17 protein-coding genes are annotated in these 21,888 nt (G+C 71.5%); 11 read left to right on the forward strand and 6 right to left on the reverse strand.

Features of this window, described 5'->3' with window-relative positions:
- Positions 1-9: 9 nt before the first annotated feature.
- The 5 genes from O1Q96_RS32045 to O1Q96_RS32065 all read left to right on the forward strand — a co-directional run bounded on the left by O1Q96_RS32045 (position 10) and on the right by O1Q96_RS32065 (position 8,355).
- A complete protein-coding gene (locus O1Q96_RS32045) occupies positions 10-906 on the forward strand; it encodes a carbohydrate ABC transporter permease (RefSeq protein WP_269251473.1) in 897 nt (298 codons plus the stop codon).
- The gene (locus O1Q96_RS32050; protein ID WP_269251474.1) at positions 906-3,830 is read left to right on the forward strand and encodes a glycoside hydrolase family 2 TIM barrel-domain containing protein; all 2,925 of its coding nucleotides are present in this window, start codon (positions 906-908) and stop codon (positions 3,828-3,830) included. The genes O1Q96_RS32045 and O1Q96_RS32050 overlap by 1 nt, the downstream gene beginning before the upstream one ends.
- A gap of 57 nt (positions 3,831-3,887) precedes the next feature.
- The gene (locus O1Q96_RS32055; RefSeq protein WP_269251475.1) at positions 3,888-5,747 is read left to right on the forward strand and encodes a LamG-like jellyroll fold domain-containing protein; all 1,860 of its coding nucleotides are present in this window, start codon (positions 3,888-3,890) and stop codon (positions 5,745-5,747) included.
- Between the two features lie 36 nt (positions 5,748-5,783).
- Positions 5,784-7,454, forward strand: coding sequence for a PHP domain-containing protein (locus tag O1Q96_RS32060; protein ID WP_269251476.1), 1,671 nt, complete (start codon positions 5,784-5,786; stop codon positions 7,452-7,454).
- 73 nt (positions 7,455-7,527) lie between these two features.
- Complete coding sequence (locus O1Q96_RS32065; RefSeq protein ID WP_269251477.1) at positions 7,528-8,355, forward strand: PaaX family transcriptional regulator; 828 nt, start codon at positions 7,528-7,530, stop codon at positions 8,353-8,355.
- Here O1Q96_RS32065 and O1Q96_RS32070 read toward each other — a convergent pair.
- From O1Q96_RS32070 to O1Q96_RS32085, 4 genes are read right to left on the reverse strand one after another with little or no spacing between them, the layout of a single operon-like run.
- The gene (locus tag O1Q96_RS32070; protein WP_269251478.1) at positions 8,346-8,801 is read right to left on the reverse strand and encodes a MaoC family dehydratase; all 456 of its coding nucleotides are present in this window, start codon (positions 8,799-8,801) and stop codon (positions 8,346-8,348) included. The two genes, O1Q96_RS32065 and O1Q96_RS32070, sit on opposite strands and share 10 nt — an antisense overlap.
- 14 nt (positions 8,802-8,815) lie before the next feature.
- The gene (locus tag O1Q96_RS32075; protein ID WP_269251479.1) at positions 8,816-10,321 is read right to left on the reverse strand and encodes an acyl-CoA synthetase; all 1,506 of its coding nucleotides are present in this window, start codon (positions 10,319-10,321) and stop codon (positions 8,816-8,818) included.
- A 37-nt stretch (positions 10,322-10,358) separates the two neighbouring features.
- The gene (locus O1Q96_RS32080) at positions 10,359-11,243 is read right to left on the reverse strand and encodes an amidohydrolase family protein (RefSeq protein ID WP_269251480.1); all 885 of its coding nucleotides are present in this window, start codon (positions 11,241-11,243) and stop codon (positions 10,359-10,361) included.
- Between the two features lie 3 nt (positions 11,244-11,246).
- Positions 11,247-12,164, reverse strand: coding sequence for an SDR family NAD(P)-dependent oxidoreductase (locus O1Q96_RS32085; RefSeq protein WP_269251481.1), 918 nt, complete (start codon positions 12,162-12,164; stop codon positions 11,247-11,249).
- 286 nt (positions 12,165-12,450) lie between these two features.
- Between O1Q96_RS32085 and O1Q96_RS32090 the strand changes: the two genes are divergently transcribed.
- From O1Q96_RS32090 to O1Q96_RS32110, 5 genes are all read left to right on the forward strand, one after another.
- Positions 12,451-12,879 carry a MarR family winged helix-turn-helix transcriptional regulator gene (locus tag O1Q96_RS32090; protein WP_383203721.1) on the forward strand — a complete coding sequence of 143 codons (429 nt, stop codon included), beginning with the start codon at positions 12,451-12,453 and terminating at the stop codon, positions 12,877-12,879.
- Between the two features lie 13 nt (positions 12,880-12,892).
- The gene (locus tag O1Q96_RS32095; RefSeq protein ID WP_269251483.1) at positions 12,893-13,645 is read left to right on the forward strand and encodes an IclR family transcriptional regulator; all 753 of its coding nucleotides are present in this window, start codon (positions 12,893-12,895) and stop codon (positions 13,643-13,645) included.
- A gap of 116 nt (positions 13,646-13,761) precedes the next feature.
- The gene (locus tag O1Q96_RS32100) at positions 13,762-15,006 is read left to right on the forward strand and encodes a sensor histidine kinase (RefSeq protein WP_269251484.1); all 1,245 of its coding nucleotides are present in this window, start codon (positions 13,762-13,764) and stop codon (positions 15,004-15,006) included.
- Positions 15,003-15,674 carry a response regulator gene (locus O1Q96_RS32105; RefSeq protein ID WP_269251485.1) on the forward strand — a complete coding sequence of 224 codons (672 nt, stop codon included), beginning with the start codon at positions 15,003-15,005 and terminating at the stop codon, positions 15,672-15,674. The genes O1Q96_RS32100 and O1Q96_RS32105 overlap by 4 nt, the downstream gene beginning before the upstream one ends.
- Before the next feature lie 288 nt (positions 15,675-15,962).
- Entirely contained in the window at positions 15,963-18,068 is a 2,106-nt protein-coding gene (locus O1Q96_RS32110) for an MMPL family transporter (protein WP_269251486.1), read from the forward strand.
- Between the two features lie 123 nt (positions 18,069-18,191).
- Here O1Q96_RS32110 and O1Q96_RS32115 read toward each other — a convergent pair whose 3' ends face one another.
- Complete coding sequence (locus O1Q96_RS32115) at positions 18,192-19,262, reverse strand: hypothetical protein (protein ID WP_269251487.1); 1,071 nt, start codon at positions 19,260-19,262, stop codon at positions 18,192-18,194.
- A gap of 269 nt (positions 19,263-19,531) precedes the next feature.
- Between O1Q96_RS32115 and O1Q96_RS32120 the strand changes: the two genes are divergently transcribed.
- A complete protein-coding gene (locus tag O1Q96_RS32120) occupies positions 19,532-20,911 on the forward strand; it encodes a glycoside hydrolase family 16 protein (RefSeq protein ID WP_269251488.1) in 1,380 nt (459 codons plus the stop codon).
- 69 nt (positions 20,912-20,980) lie between these two features.
- Here O1Q96_RS32120 and O1Q96_RS32125 read toward each other — a convergent pair whose 3' ends face one another.
- The gene (locus O1Q96_RS32125) at positions 20,981-21,880 is read right to left on the reverse strand and encodes a helix-turn-helix domain-containing protein (RefSeq protein WP_269251489.1); all 900 of its coding nucleotides are present in this window, start codon (positions 21,878-21,880) and stop codon (positions 20,981-20,983) included.
- Positions 21,881-21,888: the final 8 nt, after the last annotated feature.

A 21,888-nucleotide genomic window follows, 5' to 3' on the forward strand; every position in this document is an offset into this window, starting at 1 on the left:
CCCGTCACCATGACAATCACCGATGTCAAGCCCACCGAGTCCGAGCCCGGCAAGACCAAGCGCGGCAGGACCAGGCACATCCAGGGCACCCAGCGCAGAGGCATCGCACTGCACGTCTCGCTGATCGTCGGCGTGCTGCTGTCCGCGTTCCCGTTCTACTGGGCCGTGATCATGTCGACGCACACGTCGACCGAGATCTTCTCCTACCCGCCGAAGCTGCTGCCCGGCTCGCACTTCGGCGACAACCTCAGCAAGCTGTTCGACAGCATCGACTTCTTCGGGTCGATGTTCAACTCGCTGCTCGTCGCCACCTCGGTGACGTTCCTCGTCCTCTTCTTCGACTCGCTGGCCGCGTTCGTCTTCGCCAAGTTCAGGTTCCCCGGCCGCCGGGTGCTGTTCGCGATGATGATGGCGATCTTCATGGTGCCGGCGCAGCTCGCGGCCATCCCGCAGTTCGTGATCATGGCGAAGCTGGGCTGGATCGGCTCGATGACCTCGCTGATCGTGCCGGCCGCCGCGAACGCCTTCGGCATCTTCTGGATGCGGCAGTACATGAAGAGCGCGATCCACGACGAGCTGCTCGACGCCTCGAAGATCGACGGGGCGAGCTTCATGCGCCAGTACTGGCACGTGGCGCTGCCGGTGGTCCGTCCCGGGCTGGCCTTCCTCGGCATCTTCACGTTCATGGGCCAGTGGAACGACTACGCCTGGCCGTTGATCGCCCTCACCAACCCGGACAACGTGACCCTCCAGGTCGCCCTGTCCCAGCTGAACGGCGTCCATGGCACCACGGACTACGGAATGGTCATGACGGGTGCGGTGCTGGCCCTGATCCCGCTGCTGATCGTCTTCGCCATCGGCGCCAAGCAGATCATCGCGGACCTCGGCAAGGGGGCCATCCGCTGATGCGACGCGATCACCTGATCGCCCTGCGCCCCTGGGAGGCACCGGAGGTGACCTCCTGGGGGCGGCTGCCGATGAACGCGGTGGACCGGCGCTCCGGCGCCCTGTCCCTGGACGGCTCCTGGCACTTCCAGCTGCTGCCCTCCCCGAGCGGCTGCTCGGGCGAGTGGACCCTCATCGAGGTACCCGGCGCGTGGACCGTGCAGAGCGCCGACGACCTGCCCCAGTACACCAACTTCCGGATGCCGTGGGGGGACTTCCCGCCCCACTCGCCCGCCGCGAACCCGACGGGCATATACGAGCGGTCCGTGGACATCCCCGCCGAGTGGGCCGGCCGCCGGATCGTGCTCCAGGTCGGCGCGGCCGAGAGCGTCCTCCTCGTCCATGTGAACGGGCGACCGGTCGGCATCTCCAAGGACTCCCACCTCGCGGCCGAGTTCGATCTCTCCGACGTCGTACGCCCCGGGGACCCGGCCACCGTGCGGTGCACCGTCGTCAAGTGGTCCGACGCCTCGCACATCGAGGACCAGGACCAGTGGTGGCACGCCGGGATCACCCGCTCGGTGCTGCTGTACGCCACCGACCCGCTGCACCTGGCGGACGTGACCGTACGGGCGGGGCGGGACGGCCGGCTGCGGGTCGACTGCAAGGTGCGCGACGCCTCGGGCGCGCTGCCGGAGGGGTGGTACGTCACCGGGGCACTGGACGGCCACCTCCTCACCCAGGACGTCGAGTTCGACCGCTTCAACGCCGAGGACATGCGAGTGTCCGACTTCCTCGGCGAGGCACGGCTGCGGGCCGCCGTGCGGGACGTACGGCCGTGGACGGCCGAGACACCCGAGCTCTACGCGCTGACCGTGCGGCTGCACCGGGCCGACGGCTCGGTCGCCGACACCTCTCACCACCGGGTCGGGTTCCGCGACGTCGAGATACGCGGCCGGGACCTGCTGGTCAACGGCGAGCGCGTCTACGTCCGGGGCGTCAACCGGCACGACTTCCATCCGCTGACCGGACGGACGGTCACGGCCGACGACATGCGCGCGGACCTGGTCCTCCTCAAGCGGTTCGGCTTCAACGCGATCCGTACCGCCCACTACCCGAACGATCCGGCGCTGTACGACCTCGCGGACGAGCTGGGCTTCTACGTCGTGGACGAGGCGAACATCGAGTCGCACGACCACGCGCACGAGATCGCCGACGACCCCCGCTACCTGCCGGCGTTCGTGGACCGGGTCTCCCGCATGGTGCTGCGGGACAAGAACCATCCGTCCGTCATCATCTGGTCGCTGGGCAACGAGTCCGACTACGGCGCGAACCACGACGCCGCGGCGGGCTGGGCACGGCGCCACGATCCGACCCGGCCCCTCCAGTACGAGGGCGCGGCCAAGATCGACTGGGCCGACGACACCGTCGCCTCGGACATCGTCTGCCCCATGTACGCGCCGATCGAGGACTGCGTCGCCCACGCGCTGTCGGGAAAGCAGACCCGGCCGCTCATCCAGTGCGAGTACTCGCACGCCATGGGCAACAGCAACGGCACACTGGCCGACACCTGGGCCGCCATCGAGTCCACCCCGGGTCTTCAGGGCGGCTTCATCTGGGAGTTCTGGGACCACGGCATTCTCCAGCGTGTGAACGACGGAAGACCGGCCGGCCGCGGTGGCCTCGGCCTCTACGCCGACGGCGTCGCCGGGCCCGGCCACCGCTGGGCGTACGGCGGCGACTTCGACGAGACGATCCACGACGGGGCCTTCATCGCCGACGGCGTGGTGTTCCCCGACCGGACACCCAAGCCGGTGCTGTACGAGCACCGGGAGATCGCGGCGCCGGTCCGCCTGACGTACGAGCGGGGGGTGCTCCTGGTCCACAACCGGCAGCACTTCCGTGGCCTGGAGTGGCTGGCCGCCGAGTGGCTTCTCGTGCGCGCGGACGGCGGTACGGAGAGTGTTCCGGCCGAGCTGCCCGACGTGCTGCCGGGCAGGTCGGCGGCGGTGCCGATGCCGTTCCCGCTGCCCGGCCCCTCGGCCGGCGAGGCCTGGCTGACCCTGCGGGTCACGACCGCGGACGACGAGGCGTGGGCCCCGGCCGGCACGGAGATGTGCGTCCCGCAGGTCCGGCTGAGCGCCGCGGCCGCCGAGACGCACCCGGAGCCCGTGTCCGGTCCTGCCGTCCCGCTGGACGACGACGCCCTGCTGGTCCATCCGCTGCTGACGGCCGCGCCCGTGCTCTCCCTGTGGCGGGCGCCCACCGACAACGACGAGCTGGGCGGGATGGCGGCCCGCTGGCGCGACTGGGGGCTCGACGCGCTCGTCCGCAAGGTCGTGGACGTACGCGACGAGGGCAGCCGGGCCGTGGTGGTCGCCGAGTACGCGACCGGGGCCGGGCCCGTCCGTCACGAGCAGGTGTTCACTCCGGTCGCCGGGGGCCTCCATGTCGAGGAGTCGGCGGACCTGCCGGAGGGGCTCGACGACGTGGCGCGGGTCGGCACGGTCTTCGAGACGGTCGCCGGGCTCGACGTCCTGGACTGGTACGGGCAGGGCCCGTGGGAGTCCTACCCGGACCGGAGCACGGGCGCGCCCGTGGGACACCACTCACTCGCGGTGGACAGGCTGTTCACTCCGTATCTGCGACCGCAGGAGAGCGGTGGCCGGCACGGTGTGCGCCGGTTCACGCTGTCGGCGCCGGACGCCACGGGGCTGACCGTGGAGCTCGGGACGCCGGGCCAGGTCTCCGTCAACCGGTACCGGGCCGAAGACCTGGTGGCCGCCGCGCACCACGACGAGCTGGCCCCGCGGCCCGGCTGTGTCGTGCACCTCGACGCCGCGCACCGGGGCCTCGGCACAGCGTCGTGCGGGCCCGACACCTCGGCCGGACACCTCGTCGCGCCGGGCACCCATCGGTGGTCCTGGACGCTGCGCGTTCTCTGACCACCGTCCCGCAGACCTCGCAGCCCCTTCGGGTTTTCACGCTTCCACGGAGCAGACGTGTGTACTTCGCATGAGCACGACCAGGACCAGCCCTCGGCGGAGGCCGGGCAGGCGGGCGCCGGACGGCGGAACTTCCTCCGGGCGACCGCCCTGATCGGCGCGGCCACCGCGGCGGTCGCGCTGCCGACGGCCGCGGCGCAGGCGGCGCCGGCGGCGAAGACCCGCTGGAGACCCGACACCGACAGCCGCCGCTTCACCCTCGCCGTGATGCCCGACACGCAGTACCTCTTCGACGGGCCGAGCATCGACAGGGCGCCCGTGGAGGCGTCCCTGCGCTATCTGCTGGAGCACGGGCGGGACGAGAACATCGTGTTCCTGTCCCATCTGGGCGACCTGACGCAGAACGGCGCGAAGGAGGAGTGCGCGGCGATCGGCGAGGCGTTCCGCCTGCTCGACCGGCAGGGCGTCGGCTACAGCGTCCTGGCGGGCAACCACGACGTGAAGTCGTCGACGGACGACCAGCGCGGCCCGACCCCGTTCCTGGACGTCTTCGGACCCGCCCGCTTCAGGGGCAGGCCCACGTTCGGCGGGACCTCCCCCGACGGCTACAACTCCTTCCACCTCTTCCGCGCCGCCGGACGGGAGTGGATGGTCCTGGCGCTGGACTGGCGCCTGTCGGCGAAGGGCTACGCGTGGGCCGAGGACGTCATCGCCCGGCACCCGAGGACACCGGTGATCCTCACGACGCACGAGCTGGTCGACGAGGACGACTCACTGTCCTCCTACGGGCAGCAGCTGTGGGACCGGCTGATCGAGGACCACGACCAGATCTTCCTCACCCTCAACGGGCACTACTGGCCGGCCGCCCGGGCGACGCGCAAGAACGCGGCGGGACATGACGTCCACCTGCATCTGACGAACTATCAGAACAGGTACTTCGGCGGCGCGGCGATGATCCGCCTCTACCGCTTCGACCTCGACCGGAACACCGTGGACGTGGAGACGGTGTCCCCGTGGATACTCGGCCGGGCAGCGAAGGGGCTCAACGAGCTGGAGCGCCAGGAGAGCGAACTCAGCGGTGACGCCGACCGGTTCTCGGTCGGGATCGACTTCGAGGAGCGCTTCTCCGGTTTCGCCCCGGTGCCCGCGCGCCCGGCGCGTCCCGCGTCGAAGATGCTGGTCCGGGGCACGGCCGCCTACTGGCGATTCGACGGCAGGGAGGACGGGGCCGCCGTGACCGGCACGGTCCGGGACCTCTCAGGACACGGCAACGACCTCTCGGTGGTCACGGTCGCGGGCGGCACGCTCACCTGGTCGTCGGACCACCACCCCGACCAGCCGGGGCACGGCAGTCTGGACTTCCACGGCGGCAAACCCCCACTGAAGGGCGCCTACCTGCGGACGGTCGACGGCGCGCCTCTCAACTCGGCCACGTTCAAGGCGGGTTACACCATCGAGGCCTTCTACCGGCTGCCCGCCGACTGGGACCCCGCGCGCCACGCGTGGGCCGGCCTGCTCGGCCGCACGGGTACGGGTGGGGCCGCGGGCCGGACCGGCGACGACCCGGACGAGCCCCTGGCCACGCTGTCCCTGTCGAACGACCGCGAACCGCAGTGGGCCATGCGTCCGCTCAACCAGCAGACCATCGCGACCAACTGGGGTCAGGAGACCCCTCTGGAGACGTGGTGGCACCTCGCCGTCGTGAACGACGGACGGCACACCACCCTGTACGTGCAGGGCTGCCCGGTGGTGCGCAACCCGGCGGCGCCGGCCGTCGGGATCACCTCGGTCGGACTGCCCTGGCTGCTCGGCGGCTACGAGTACGCCGGGAAGATCGACCAGATCCTGCACGGCCGGCTCGGTGACGTGCGGATCGTCGGACGGGCCCTGCCCGTCACGTCGTTCATGAACCACTGACACGTCGGCCTCAGACTCAGAGGGACTCACCAGACCATGACCGAGCAGCAACTGCCCGCCTGGGCCGACCCGTCCGTCCCGCCCGCCTCGCTCGACGCGCAGGGCGTCTCCCGCCGCCACCTCATGCGCCGCGCGGGCCTGTTCGGCGCGGTCTTCGCGGCCGGACCGCTCGCGGCCCCCGCGGCGGCCCACAGCCGGGGCCTCGGCGGCAACGACCCGCGCCTCGCCTACCTCGTCGGCGACCACCACGTGCACTCCGTCTACAGCCACGACGCGAAGTACACCTTCTCCCAACTCGCCCGCGCGAGCGCCAAGTACGGCCTCGACTGGATGGTGTTCAACGAGCACTCCAACTTCGGGCACGCCGCGTACGGGGCGAAGCTGGAGCACAAGGAGATCCTCACGGCACGCGCGGCCAACCCCCGCCAGCTGATCTTCCAGGGCCTGGAGTGGTACATCCCGGGCGCCGAGCACTGCACGGTCTTCGCGGCGCCCGGCCGCCACGAGGTCGACCTGCTCACGCGCTTCGAGCTCGCGTACGACGGCAAGCTGCTGGGCTACACGGCGGGCGGCCCCACCCACCCCGACACCCCGCGCAACGAGGCGCACGCCGTCAAGGCCATCAAGTGGCTGGCCGAGCAGCGCCGGTCGGGCTACGTGGACGACGTGCTGGTCTTCGCCAACCACCCGTCGCGTCTGGGGATCGACTCCCCGCACGAGATGCGGGGCTGGCGGGACGCGGCCCCCGAGATCATGATCGGCATGGAGGGCGCGCCCGGCGCCCAGGGCGGTGCCATCCCCGGCTGGCGCGGTCCCACGTCGATGCGCGGCGAGTACGAGAACAAGCCGTCGGCGGACTCCTGGCCCGGCTACCCGGCGGACGCGTACGTCACCTACGGCGGCTTCGACTGGATGACGGCGACCGTCGGCGGCATGTGGGACGCCATGCTCTCCGAGGGGAGGCTGTTCACCGTCACCACCAACTCCGACGTGCACCGGGTGGTGTTCGACACCTGGAAGAACGGCGACTGGCAGCCCGGGCAGAACTTCGACAACACCGGCCGGCTGCCCGATCCGGTCAACACCACCGAACCGCAGCCGGGCGGCGACTTCTGGCCCGGCCAGTTCAGCCGCACCCACGTGGGCGTGACCCGCTACGGCTACCGCGCGGTGATGGCGGGGCTGCGCGCGGGCCGGGTCTGGCTCGACCACGGGCATCTGCTCGACGGTCTCGACGTACGGCTCGGGCGGGACCGCGACCACGGCCGGGGCGTCACCCTGGGCGGGCGACTGCGCGTCCGCAAGGGCGACCGGCTCACGCTGAAGGTCACCGTGACCACGGCCTCGCGCCGCAACCCGCACGACATCCTGCCCAAGCTCGCCCACGTCGACGTGATCCGCGGAGCCGTGCGCGGCCCCGCCACCGACCGGGACGACTGGCGCGCCCCCGACACGAAGGTCGCGCACACGGTGGACGTGTCGGGCCGCACGGGCACGTACACCCTGCGCGTCCCGCTGACCGCCGGTGACGAGTCCTTCTACGTGCGGCTGCGCGGCAGCGACGGCAACCGGCACGGCGCCGGGTACCTGGGCGCCTCGGTCGACCCGCACGGACCGATCGCGCACGAGCCGGGCGACGGTGACCCGTGGACCGACACGTGGTTCTACTCCAACCCCGTGTTCGTGGAGGTGGTGGACGGCCGGTGAGAACGGCGCGCGGGCTGCCGGTACGCCCGTACTACCTGGTCACGAGCTGATCGACGGGCGTACCGTAAGCCGGGTGACCACTGACGAGGCGCTGCGGCCCCAGTCCCTCATGCTGTCCTTCCTGGGCGACCAGGTGCTCGGCCGGGACGTCTGCGTGTACTCGGGAAGCGTCATCGACGTCTTCGGGCGCGCGGGTGTCGGCGAGCACGCGACCCGCTCGACGCTGACGCGCATGGTGGGCCGCGGTCTGCTGCGGCGGCAGCGCGAGGGGCGCCGCATGTACTTCGGACTGACCGAGCGTTCGGAGGCCGTGCTGCGGGACGGTGAGCACCGGATCTGGGAGGAGGGGGCCGTCAACCGCCGGTGGGACGGCACCTGGACGCTGCTCGGCTTCTCGCTGCCGGAGTCCTGGCAGCGCCAACGGCACGATCTGCGCGCGCAGTTGACGTGGAGCGGCTTCGGCCCGCTGTTCGGCGGGCTGTGGATCGCGCCCGGCGAGGCCGACGTGTCCGGGCTCGTCGCCGAGCTGGGCCTGTCCGCCCATGTGAAGATCTTCCGCGCCCACGCGGACGCGGGCATGGACATCGGCGCGATGATCGAGGAGACCTGGTCGCTGGACGAACTGGCCACGCGCTACGAGACGTTCGCCGGCCGCTGGCAGCGCTGGGAGGCGACGGAGCCCGAGTCCGACGAGGCTCTCGGGCTACGGCTGCGCCTGTCCACGGAATGGCTGCAGGTCGTCCGGCGCGATCCGCGGTTGCCGGTCAAGCACCTGCCGGACGACTGGCCGGCCGAGCGGGCCGAGAAGACGTTCCGGACGGTGTACACCCGGCTGACCCCGCTCGCGCGGGAGGCGGCGGAACGGCTTCTCGACCTGGTGCCCGTCAGGGATCAGGCGTAGAAGCGGGACAGGCTCTGCAGTACCGCCGCCGGCTTGGGCGCGCCCTCGATCTCGATCATGCCGTCGACCGTGATCTGCACGCCGCCCGGTACGTCCTCGACGTCCGTGAGCTTCGCGACGAGGCGGATGCGGGAGCCGGCCTTCACCGGCGAGGGGAAACGCACCTTGTTCAGGCCGTAGTTGACCTTCGTGGTGACTCCCTGGACGTCCAGCAGTTCGGTGAAGAGCGGGATGAAGAGGGAGAGGGTGAGATAGCCGTGGGCGATGGGCGCGCCGAACGGGCCCTCCTTGGCCTTCTCCTCGTCCACGTGGATCCACTGGTGGTCGCCCGTGGCGTCGGCGAACGTGTTGACGCGCTCCTGGGTGACGTCGATCCACTCACTGGTGCCGAGGTCGCTGCCCGCGAGCTTCTTGAGTTCGTCGATGCCGTTCACGGTGATGCTCATATGGCTTTCCCTAGCTAGGAGTCGGTGCCGTACCGCTTGCGGACACGGGCCTTGAGGAGCTTCCCGGAGGCGGTGCGCGGCAGTTCCTCCGCGAGCACCACCGACTTGGGGATCTTGTACTTGGCGAGGCGTCCGGCGAGGGACGCGAGCACCTCGTCGGGGTCGAGTTCGACGTCCTCGCGCGGTACGACGACCGCGCGCGGCACCTCTCCCCACTTCTCGTCGGGCACACCGATGACCGCGCACTCGACGATGTCGGGGTGGGCGAGGAGCTGGTCCTCGATCTCGGCGGGGTAGATGTTCTCTCCGCCCGAGATGATCATGTCCTTGATGCGGTCGACGATGGTGACGTAGCCGTCCTCGTCGACCTTGGCGGCGTCCCCGCTGCGGAACCAGCCGTCGCTGAACACGGCGGCGGTCTCGTCGGGGAGCCCCCAGTAGCCGGGCATGACGTGGGGCCCTCGTACGACGACCTCGCCGGTCTCGCCGACGTCGGCCGGGGTGAGGTCGGGCCGTACGACGCGCACGTCGCTGAAGAAGTGCGGCACGCCCGCCGACCCCGCCTTGCCGACCGCGTGCTCGGCGTCCAGGAAGAGCACCCCCGGCGAGGCCTCGGTCATCCCGTAGCCCTGGAGGAAGGTGAGGCCCCGCTCCTGGTAGGCGGCGATGAGCGGGGTCGGCACGGGCGAGCCGCCGCAGCTGAGCATCCGCAGGGAGGACAGGTCGGCGCCGGCCCAGCGCGGATGGCGGGCCACCTGCTCGAACATGGTGGGCACCCCGAACATGAAGGTGATCCGGTGCCGTTCGATCAGGTCGAAGGTGGCCGCCGGGTCGAAGGCCTCGACGAGGACGCAGGTGCCGCCCTTGAGGAGGACCGGCAGGGTGAGCATGTTCAGCCCGGCCGTGTGGAACAGCGGCGCGGACACCAGGGCGCGCTCGTCGGCGATCACGTCCTGGTCGACCAGGACGTTGACCGAGTTCCACGTCAGGTTGCCGTGGGTGAGCATGGCGCCCTTGGGGCGGCCCGTGGTCCCCGAGGTGTACATGATGATGCAGGTGTCGTCGGCGGTGACGGGCTCGTCGATCGCCTCGTCGGAGGCCGAGGCGAGCAACCGGTCGTACTCGGCGCCCACTTCGACGTACGTACGCACATCGCTGTCGCCCGGCAGTCCCGCGACGAGGCCCGCGAACGACGGCCCGTACACGAGGGCCTTGGCGCCGGAGTCGCCCAGCTGGTAGGCGATCTCGGGCCCGGCCAGGCGGGTGTTGAGCGGGACGAAGACCGCGCCGAGGGTGCCGGCCGCGAACAGCGTCTCCAGGTACGAGGGATGGTTGGTGCCGAGGTAGGCGATCCGGTCGCCGCGGCGCACTCCGGAGGTACGCAGCGCGTGGGCGAGCCGGGTGGTGCGCTCGTACAGTCCGCCGTAGGTGAGCGTCGTGTCGTGGTGGATCAGGGCGGTGCGGTGCGGGGTCTTGCGGGCCCGGCGGGCCGGCCACGACCCCAGTCCCTCATTGCGCATGTCCGTGCCCCTGTCCTTCGTTGCACATGGGGTGCCCCTATGCCTTGGTGAGCCCGAGCAGCCGGGCCGCGTTCTCCTTGAGGATCTTCGGCCGGACCTCGTCCTTGATGGGGAGTTTCGCGAAGTCGGCGAGCCAGCGGTCCGGGGTGAGGACCGGGTAGTCGGAGCCGAACAGCACCTTGTCCTTGAGCAGGGTGTTGGCGTACTGCACGAGCTGCGGCGGGAAGTACTTCGGCGACCAGCCGGACAGGTCGATGTGGACGCCCGGCTTGTGGGTGGCGACCGCGAGGGCCTCGTCCTGCCAGGGGAAGGACGGGTGCGCCAGGATGATCTTGAGGTGCGGGAAGTCCGCGGCGACGTCGTCCACGTGCAGCGGGTTGGAGTACTTCAGCCTGATCCCACCGCCGCCGGGGACGCCCGCCCCGATGCCCGTCTGACCGGTGTGGAAGAGGGCGATGGTGCCGGTCTCCTCGATCACCTCGTACAGGTCGTACGCGACCGACCTGTCGTTGGGGAAGAAGCCCTGGATGCTGGGGTGGAACTTGAAGCCCTTCACCCCGTACTCCTCGACCAGGCGGCGGGCGCGCTTGACACCCGCCCTGCCCCGGAAGGGGTCGATGGACGCGAAGGGGATCAGTACGTCCGGGTTGGCGGCGGCCGCCTCGGCGACCTCCTCGTTCGGGACGGGCTCGGTGCCGGTCGCGGACTCGGCGTCGACCGTGAAGATCACGGCGGCCATCTTCCGCTCACGGTAGTAGGCGGCCGTCTCCTCAAGGGTCGGCTTGCGCTTGCCCTCGACCTTGAAGTAGGCACTGGAGGCCTCGTGCAGGTCGTCGTCCAGGGAGGAGGCGCCCTTGGAGGAGACCTCGGCATGGGTGTGGACGTCGATCGCGACGAGTTCCTCGACATTGAGGTTCGCCATGGTTCACGCCTCCGGGAACTTCGGCGCGGGGATGCCGACGGTCTGCGGCTCGGCGCCCAGCGAGGTGGGCCAGACGTCGGCGAGGGCGTCGGGGGTCCAGCCACCGTCAGCGTACGCCGCCCTGATCTCCTGGGGGTGCGACCACAGGGTCACCTTGTCGCCGCCGATGCCGATGGCCTGGCCGCTCACCCCGCGGGCGGCCTCGGAGGCCAGGAACGGGACCAGCGCGGCGCAGTCCTCGGGAGAGCCGAAGCCCTCGCCCTTGCGGAGGAAGTCCGGCAGCGGCTCGCCACCGCGCATGGCCTCGATGTAGGGCGCGAAGGCCGGGATGGTCTCGGTCATCGCGGTCGCGGCGACCGGCACGATCGCGTTGACGGTGATGCCCGCGCGGCCCAGTTCCATCGACCACGTGCGGGCCATGGCGGCGATGCCGGCCTTGGCGGCGGCGTAGTTCGTCTGGCCGAAGTTGCCGCGCTGCCCGGCCGGCGAGCCGACCAGGACCAGCGTGCCGCCCTCGCCCTGTTCTCGCATGCGTACGGCGGCGGCGCGGGCGCAGGTGAAGGTGCCCTTGAGGTGCGTGGTGATCACCGCGTCGAAGTCCTCGTCGGTCATCTTCCACAGGACCTTGTCGCGGAGGATGCCCGCGTTGGTGACCAGGACGTCGAGGCGGCCGAACTCCTCCACCGCGCGGCCCACCAGCCGGTCCGCGGCCTCGGTGGTACCGACCGCGACCACCTCGGCCACGGCGGTGCCGCCCGCCTCGGTGATCGCCTTGACGGCCTGCTCGGCCACGGCCTCGTCGACGTCGTTGACGACCACGGAGGCGCCTGCGGCGGCGAGGGCGTGCGCGTAGGCCAGGCCGAGGCCACGGCCGGAGCCCGTGACGACGGCGACCTTGCCGGTGAGATCGATGCTGGGCACGAGGGGGTCCCTTCAACGCTTGGGTCGGCGCGGCTGCCAGAGCCGAGCTGCGGCTACGAGATCGAAGCTAAGGACAATAATTGTTGACGTCAATAGTTGTTGCTGTTCGATCTGTGCGCCATGCTGGTCCCGTACGGGCGCCATGCCGTACGGAGGATGTCCGAGGAAGCACGCAGCACCGCCCCCTCCCGGGGCCAGGACCAGGGAGCCCGCCATCGCCCGCCAGCCGCACGCCCCAGACCACGCCGTGGGCCCCGCCGCCTCCATCGACGACCAGGAGCCGTGGATGCGCGCACTGCACGCGGACACCGGCTACCTGCTGTACCGGCTCGGCCTGCGCTCCGGGCAGCTGTTCAACACGTTCCTCCAGGAATCGGGCCTGCGGCTGCGGCACTACGCCCTGCTGCGCTTCCTCGCCACCTCCGAGGGCGCGCTCCAGCGGGAGCTGAGCTCGCGGCTCGGTTACGACCCGAGCGCGATCGTCGGCCTGGTCGACGACCTGGAGAAGCTCGGGTTCGCCGAGCGCCGCCCCTCCCCCGACGACCGCCGCAGCCGCACCGTGGTGCTGACCGAGGACGGCCGCGCGTTCCTGCGCGACACCGACGAGGCGGGGCTGCGCGTGACGAACGACCTGCTCCGGCCCCTCGGCCCCGCCGAGCGGGACATGTTGCACTCGCTGCTGCAGCGGGTCGCCGAGACCGAACTCGACTCATGACCCCGCCCGGCTCATGACCGCGCCGTCCGCGCCCGGCCGCCTCCTGGCCGTGCTCGCCGCCTTCGACCACGACCACCCGGCACTCTCCCTCACGGACATCAGCCGCCGCGCCGGGCTCTCGCTCACCACCGCGCACCGGCTCGTGGGCGCGCTCAGCGACTGGGGCGCCCTGGAGCGCGACACGACCGGGATCTACCACGTGGGCCTGCGGCTGTGGGAGATCGCGGCGCTCTCCCCGCGGGGCCTCGCGCTGCGGCAGATCGCGCTGCCGTATCTGGAGGACCTCTACGAAGCCACCCACGAGAACGTGCAGCTGGCCGTCCGTGACGGCACCGAGGTCGTCTACATCGAGTGGATCTCCGGCCGTTCGGCCGTCGGTGTGAAGATCCAGGTGGGCGCGCGCTGGCCGCTGCACGCGACCGGCGTGGGACTCGCGCTGCTCGCCCACTGCGAGTGGGCGTTCCAGGAGGCGTACTGCGGCGGGCCCCTCGCGGGCTTCACTCCGCACACCATCACGGACCCGGCCACGCTCCGTCGGGTCCTGGCCGAAGTCCGGCGCTCCGGCGTGGCGGTGAGCAGTCGTCAGGTCACCGAGGACGCACTGTCGGTGGCCGCACCCGTGCGCGGGGCGGACGGCTCGGTGACCGCGGCCGTCTCGGTGGTGGTGCCCGAACGCGACGCGCAGACACCGGCGTTGATCCCCGCGGTCCGGCTCGCCGCGCGCGGGATCTCCCGGGCACTCGGATGGCAGCCGCAGCCGTCGTGACGCTCCGGGCCACCGGTGTCCCCCACGGACCGGCCCTCGGATATCCCTCTCACCGGTGAGGCCCCGGCCTGCCGGCAACCGGATACTGGGACGGCCCTTGCCCCGAGGAGCCGCTCATGCCCGCCCCGTCCTGGATCACTCCCGCCCTCACCCGCGTGCGCTCGGCGAACCCGTACGTCGTCGACGCGGCGCTCGCCGCCCTGGTGCTCTTCGCCGCGTCGCTGCAGTGGATGTTTCCCGACGAGGGCGACGACCGGCTGACCTGGCAGGGATTCCTGCTCGGCGTCGGCACGGCGGTGCCGCTGGTGTGGCGTCGCCGGGCGCCCTTCCCGGCCGCCTGCGCCGTCTCGGTGTTCACCCCGGCCATGGCGGTGTACCACGCTCCGCCGCCGGACATCGCGTACGGCGGGATGGTGGTGCTCTACACGCTGGCCGCGCTCGCACCGCCGTGGCAGCGGCGCTTCATGCTGACGGGCTGGCTGGTCGGCGCCTCGATGACCATGATGCACAAGGAGAACGCCCAGCCCTTCGAGTACGCCTTCCAGTTGCTGAGCTTCGTCAGCGCGTACGGATTCGGGATGCTCAGCCGCCTCCAGCGGGCCTACACCGCGGCGCTGGAGGACCGGGCACGCCGGCTGGAGCGCGAGCGGGCCGCCGACACCGCGCGGGCCGTCGCGCAGGAACGGGCCAGGATCGCCCGGGACATGCACGACATCCTCGCCCACGCGGTCAGCCTGATGGTGGTGCAGGCCGAGGCCGGACCCGTGGTCGTGCGCAGCGATCCCGAGCGTGCCGAGGGCGCGTTCGACGCCATCGCCGGTGCCGGACGTGACGCGATGACACAGTTGCGGCGGATCCTCGGTGTTCTCAAGGACGAGCCGGTGGACGGCGGTTCGGCCCGGTTGCCGCAGCCGGGCGTCGCGGCCCTCGCCGGTCTGGTCCGGCAGGTCGGGGACACGACGGGCCTGCGGGTCGCACTCCGGTGCGCCGGGGAGCCGCGCCCCCTGCACCGGGACACCGAAGTCGCCGTGTACCGGGTGGTCCAGGAGGCCCTGACCAACACCGTGAAGCACGCGTACGCTTCCAGCGCGCAGGTCGGACTCGACTGGACGGAGGACGAGTTGACGCTCACGGTGACGGACGACGGGCAGGGCCCCACGGACACGGCCGGGGGCGGCGGCAGGGGTGGAGAGCCCGACGGCGGCGAGGGCGGGGGCGGTGGCGGCCACGGGCTGATCGGTATCCGCGAGCGGGCCGCCGCCTGCGGGGGCACCGCCCGCACCGGGCCCGGTCGCGACGGCGGCTTCCGTGTCGTCGTACGCCTCCCCGTGGCCGCCGGCCGGCAGGCGGCCACGGGATGAGCATCCGGGTGGTGGTCGCCGACGACCAGGAACTGGTGCGCAGTGGCTTCAGCATGATCCTGGAGGCTCAGCCGGACATCGAGGTCGTCGCGGAGGCGGGGGACGGCGTCGAGGCGGTCGCCGCCGTGCGGCGTCACACGCCCGACGTGCTGCTGCTCGACATCCGCATGCCCAGGATGGACGGCCTGGAGGCGGCCGGACTGGTGTGCTCGCAGTCCGCCTGCCGGGTCGTCATGCTGACGACGTTCGACCTGGACGAGTACGTGTACGAGGCGCTGTACGCGGGCGCGAGCGGGTTCCTGCTCAAGGACGTGCGCAGGGACGACCTGGTGCACGCGGTGCGCGTGGTCGCGGCCGGCGACTCGCTGCTCGCGCCCTCGGTGACGCGGCGGCTGGTCGCCGACATCGTCCAGCGGCGACGGGCGCAGTCCGCGCAGCCACCGCCCTCCACGACACGGCTCGACGCCCTCACGGCTCGCGAGGAGGAGACCCTCCGGCTGCTGGCCCGGGGCCTGTCCAACTCGGAGATCGCGACGACGCTGTTCGTCAGCGAGCACACGGTGAAGACCCATGTGAGCAACGTGCTCGGCAAGCTGGGCCTGCGGGACCGTGTGCAGGCCGTCATCCGCGCGTACGAGACGGGGCTGGTGACCCCGGGTTCCGCCTGACCTTCCGGGCCGGTCGCGGGGGCGCGGGCCCGAGGGGGATCGGTCGATGAGGGACAGGACGAAACCCGTCCTCCAGCGGCCCGGCCCCGCGCCCTCCAGGGGCGCGGGGAACCGCGCGACCAGCCCCCACCCGCCCTCGGGCACATCCCCCACGCGACGGAGCCGCACCTCCCCCTCACCCGAGCGAGGGATGCGCCGAAACCCCTCCCCCCGGCGATCCGGACCCACCCGCGGCAGCGCGACTCTGGGGGCCGACCCCACAACCGCCAACCCGCCGGGAGGCACCCCGTGCTCACCAGGATCGCCAGGGCGTCGACCCGCCGCCCGTTGACCGTGATCGGCCTCTGGCTGCTGTTCCTGCTGCTCGGCTTCGGGCTCGGGACGGGCGTCTTCGCCCGGCTCAGCGACTCCGTGCCGGACGTGCCGGGCACCGAGTCGGACCGGGCCGCCGAGTACCTCGACGGCATCGACCCGGTCGGCGAGTCGATCACCGCGGTGATCGGCGGCACCACCGTGTCCGGCGCCGGGCTGCGCTCCCAGGTGGAGGCCGCCGTCGCCGACCTGAGGGACATCGCCGGCGTCGCGGCCGTCCCGGACCCGTACACGACGCCCGGTCTCCTCGCGGAGGACGGCCGGGCCCTGGTCGTCCCGGTGACGCTGAAGGGCGGCCTCGACGACGAGGCCGAGGAGAAGGTCCTGGACTCCGCCGACGAGCGCATCCACGAGATCAGGGCACCCGAAGTCCACGTCAGCGGCGGCCCGTTGCTGGGGCAGCAGCTCGGCGAGCGGGCCCAGGCGGACGTGGCACGCGCGGAGATCATCTCGCTGCCCGTCGTCCTCGTACTGCTCCTCGTCATCTTCGGCGGGCTGCGCGCCGCCGGACTGCCGCTGCTCGTCGCGGTCAGCGGGATCGCGGGCGCGTTCCTGGCCCTGTTCGGCTTCAGCCGGTTCACCGACATCTCCGTGTACGCGATCCAGGTGACCACCATGCTCGGGCTCGGACTCGCCGTGGACTACGCGCTGTTGATGGTGGTCCGCTTCCGTGAGGAACGCCGGCACACCGACGACGTGGTGGAGGCCGTGCACCGCACGGTGGCCCGCGCCGGGCGCACCGTCCTGTTCTCGGGTCTGACGGTGGCCATCAGCCTCACGGGGCTGCTGGTGTTCCCCAGTACGTTCCTGCGCAGCATGGGCCTGGCCGTGGCCGCCGTGGTGGTCGTCGACATGCTGGCCGCGATCACCCTGCTGCCCGCGCTGCTCGCCCGGTTCGGCGGGAGGATCGCCCCGGCGCGCACCGGGCCGGACGGCGAGGAGGGCCGTGTCTTCGCCCGGCTGGCCCGGTTCGCCGCCCACCGTCCGGTCGCCGTGACGGTCACGTCCGTGCTCGCCCTGCTCGTCCTCGCGCTGCCCGTCACCGGTATGCGGATCAACATCGGGGACGCCCAGCAGTTGCCGTCGAGCACGGAGGCACGCCGGCTGTACGACACCGTGGACGCCCATTTCCCGCCCGGCACCGGGGTCTCCCCGGTCACCGTGGTCCTGCGGCCGGGGACCGATCCCGCGACGGCCGACCGGATCCGGGCTCTCTCGCCGGGCACCGAGTCCCGTGCTCTGCCCGGCGGCACGACCGTGCTGAGCATGCAGCCGGGCGGCAGCGCGGACGGCAGCGCGGCGACCGAACTGGTCCAGCGCGTACGGGAGGCACGCGGCGACGAGCCCGTCCAGGTCACCGGTGTCGCGGCCCGCCTCGTCGACTTCCGGGCGATGCTCGGCGACCGGGCGCCCTGGGCCGCCGTCACCGTGCTCGCCGGCATCTTCCTCCTGCTGTTCGCCTTCACCGGCTCGGTGCTGATCCCGCTGCGCACCATCGTCACCACCCTGCTCAGCCTGGGTGCCGCGCTCGGTGTGGTGGTCTGGGTCTTCCAGGACGGGCACCTGGCCGGACTGCTGGGGTCCCAGGAACTCGGCGCGCTGAGCCTGACGGCGCCCCCGCTGATCATCGCCATCGCCTTCGGGCTCGCCATGGACTACGAGTTGTTCATCCTCGCGCGGATGCGCGAGACGTGGCTGCGGACCGGCGACGCCCAGGACGCGGTCGTCACCGGCCTGCGCCGCTCCGGGCGGGTCGTGAGCTGCGCGGCGCTGCTGCTCGCGGTCGTCTTCGGGGCCTTCATGACGGGCGGCTTCGCACCCATCCTGCAGATCGGCCTCGGGCTGACCCTCGCCGTGCTGATCGACGCGACGGTGGTACGGATGCTGCTGGTCCCGGCGACCATGGCGCTGCTGGGGCGGCGCGCGTGGTGGGCACCCGGACGGCTGCGGCGGACGCACGACCGGTTCGGCCTGAGCGAGGAGGCTCCGGCGTCCCGGCCCGAACTCGCCGAGCATCGCTGAACTGCCCGCGAGGTACTGCGCGTTGGCCCCGGCCCCCTCGGGCCGGGGCCTTCGTCGTCACCACTGCCGATGTCGCTGCCGATGTCGCTGTCGCTGTCGCTACCGCTGGAGCTGGAGCTGGAGCTACTGCGGCTGGAACGGGCAGCCGTCACTGAGGTAGTGGCGGGTGACAGCCCCTGTGGGGAGATGGGCACGGAACTCGTAGCACCACAAGGCGTTCGGTGCGGTCACCCGTGCGACGACGACCGCGGCGGTGGACGAGCGCTCCACCTTCTCGGGCGCGACGTCCGGGCCGGTGACCCACTCACCGCTCATGTCGTCTTTCGCAGGGAGGGAGAGAGCCCGCGGCAGCTCCGCGTCGGTCAGCCGGCCGTCTGCCGCCGCCTTCTCCAGTTGGCGCTCGATCTTCCGGGCGCTCTTGTCGAGTTCGGCCCGACGAGCCTTCTCCTCCAGCGCGTAACGCTCACGCTCCAGGCGGTGACAGCCGTCCGGCTTCAGCTTCTTGACGTCGACCGTGCCGGACTCCTCCCTCGCCCGGAACTCGTAGCAGTCCCGGCCGCCCGGCCCTGTGCCTTCGCGCAGCCAGACGTGGGCGACGTGCTGACCGCTGCTGGTCTCGGTCTCCTGGACCTCGACGCCCCGGGTCTTCCAGACCTCGGCCGTCCGAACGCGCTCGGCCCCGCCGTCGGCCAGGGCCGTGCGCAACTCGACGACGATGTCGTCGGCCACGTCCGCAGCCCTCAGGGGGGAGGGCTTTCCCGGCGGGAACGAACATGCCTCGTACGGCAGTTCACGTACGTCGACCTGCGGCGGGGACGCGGCCGGGACGACCTCGAAGCGGTAGCAGCCTTCGTCATGGGCCCCGCCGATCAGCATTCCGGGCACCACGCCGACGAACCGGGTCGTGATCGTCACCCGCCCGCCACGCCGCTCGATCGACTCCTTCGACTTCTCGATGTCCACCACCGCCCGCTGGATCTCCGTGTCCAGCAGCACGCCGTCGACAGCGGCCTTCGCCAGGCGGTCCCGCGCGCCCTCGGCGGCCCCGGTGACCTGGTCCCGCGCCTCGGCCCGGGTCTCCCTGCCGGTGTTCCAGACGGCCACCATCACACCCACGACGATCACGAGCGCGAGCATCAGCACACCCAGACAACCGTTGATCAGACATCCCGCGCGTCCCCCGCGTCCAGCCATGCCCCCACACTTCCCGGGCCGCGGCCGGGGACCGCTCCCCTTCTCCGATACGTGACCGAACAGGCCCCGGACCGTGCCGCCGGCCGAGGACCCGAACGAGGACACGGCGGATCCGCCCCTTCACTGCGTGAACTCCCCGCCCTCTGCACGGCTTTCTCTGTTTTACCTCTTGACGACCCGGGCGCCGAAGAGCACATTGGCCCGCGCAGCTGCGTTGAGAGCGCTCTCAACCATCCCCGCACCCCCACTCCGTACCCGAAGAGGCACCCATGAGGGAAACTTCAGGCACACCTGTCAGACGTGGTCCACTCCGACGCACGCTCATCGCACTGGTCAGCGTCCTGAGCCTCGCGGCGGCCGGGGCCTCGGCGCAGGCGGACGCGCCCGCGCCGCCCAGCGGCTGGACGCAGGTCTTCGTCGACGACTTCAACGGCCCCTCGGGCACCGGCGTCAACACCTCGAACTGGCAGTACGCGACCGGTCACGGCTACCCGGGCGGCCCCTCCAACTGGGGCACGGGCGAGATCGAGAACATGACGTCCAGCACGAACAACGTGGCCCTGGACGGCAGCGGCAACCTCCGCATCACTCCCCGGCGCGACGCGGCGGGCAACTGGACCTCGGGCCGCATCGAGACCAACCGCACCGACTTCCAGCCGCCCGCCGGGGGCAAGCTGCGCGTCCAGTCCCGCATCCAGATGCCGAACGTGACGGGCGCGGCCGCGCGCGGTTACTGGCCGGCGTTCTGGATGCTGGGCGCGCCCTACCGCGGCAACTACCACAACTGGCCGAGCGTCGGTGAGCTGGACATCCTGGAGAACGTCCAGGGCCTGAACACCGTGTGGGCGACGATGCACTGCGGCACGAACCCGGGTGGCCCGTGCAACGAGACGACCGGCCTCGGCGGCTCCACCACCTGCCCGGGCGCGACCTGCCAGGCCGGCTTCCACACGTACGGCATGGAGTGGGACCGGTCGACGAGTCCGGAGGAGATCCGCTTCTACGTCGACGGCGTCAACTACCACACCGTCCGCGCGAACCAGGTCGACGCGACGACCTGGTCGAACGCCACGAACCACGGCTTCTTCATCATCCTGAACGTGGCGATGGGCGGCGGTTTCGTGGACGCCTTCGGCGGCGGCCCGGACGGGGCCACGGTCCCCGGGCACCCGCTGGTGGTCGACTACGTCCAGGTGCTGCAGTCCGGCGGCGGCACCACACCTCCCCCGACCGGCAACCGTGACGCGTACAGCGCCATCCAGGCGGAGTCGCACGACGGCCAGAGCGGTACGAGCACCGAGTCCACCACCGACTCGGGCGGCGGCCAGAACATCGGCTCCCTCGCCAACGGCGACTGGGCCCTCTACAAGGGCGTCAACTTCGGCTCCACGGCGGCCAGGCAGTTCAGCGCCCGGGTCGCGAGCGGTGTGGCGGGCGGCGCCAGTGGCCTGGTCGAAGTCCGCCTCGACAGCCGTACGAGCGCCCCGATCGGCACCTTCGCGCTCGCCAACACCGGCGGCTGGCAGAGCTGGCGGACCGTCCCGACGAACATCAGCAACGTCACCGGCACGCACGACGTGTATCTGACCTTCACGAGCGGCCAGCCCGCGGACTTCGTGAACGTGAACTGGTTCAGCTTCGGTCGCTGAGAAGGAGCTCGAAGCAAGGAGTTCAGACGTGGAGGGGCGGGCCGTCGGGCCCGCCCCTCCACGGGCGTCTCAGCGCAGCTCCGCCCGGAACGCCACCGGCGTCGTCCCCGTGTGCTGGGTGAAGAACTTGGAGAAGTTCGCCGCGTCGGGAAAGCCGACGACGACACCGATCCGGCCGATCGGCAGGTCCGTGTGGGCCAGCAGCCGCTTCGCCTCCAGGACGACCCGTTTGTCGATGAACCCCTTGGGGGTCTCGCCCGTCGCGGCGCGGACCGCACGGACGAGGGTGCGCCGGGAGTATCCGAGGGCGTCGGCGTAGGCACTGACGCTGTGGTTGGTGGCGAAGCCCTTCTCCACGGCCTCGCGGAATCGGGTGAAGGTGCTGTCTGTCTGCCCGTGCGCGGTGCCGGCGGCACCGGCCGCGAGATGGGCCAGACGCAGCAGGAACGCGGTCAGGGTGTGCCGCAGTACCGCGGTGTGCAGGCTGAGCGGCAGGGTGCCCGTGTCGACGTACTCGCGCTCCAGCTGGGCCAGGGAGTTCTCCAGCGCGGCGAGCTGTGCCGGGTCGGGACGCAGCAGCGGGGGCAGGTCGTGGCGGTAGAGGCCGGTCGCTTCGACGGTGGCGCGGGGCAGGAAGCCCGGCTGCATGATCAGGGCCGTGCCCCGGTAGTCGGCCGCCGAGAAGAAGCGGTGCACCTGACCGGGCCGGATCCACAGGACCTCGCCGTCCCTGGCCTCGTACTCGTCGAAGTCGACCATGTGCCTGACGGGAGCACCGCCCCGGAAGAGCAGGACCACGTGGAAGTCGATGCGGTGGACGCTCTCGATCCGCTCGCCCGGATGCCAGCCGCCGCCCGGCTCCATCGGGCCCACCTGCATACCCACGCCGAGAACGCTCAGGTCGACGGGGAAGGGAAAGGTTCTGATGACGGCCCGGCCGTCGTCGTACGGGGTGCTTGTGTCCGTCATGTCCTTCT

Source organism: Streptomyces aurantiacus, from assembly GCF_027107535.1.
Classification (GTDB): domain Bacteria; phylum Actinomycetota; class Actinomycetes; order Streptomycetales; family Streptomycetaceae; genus Streptomyces.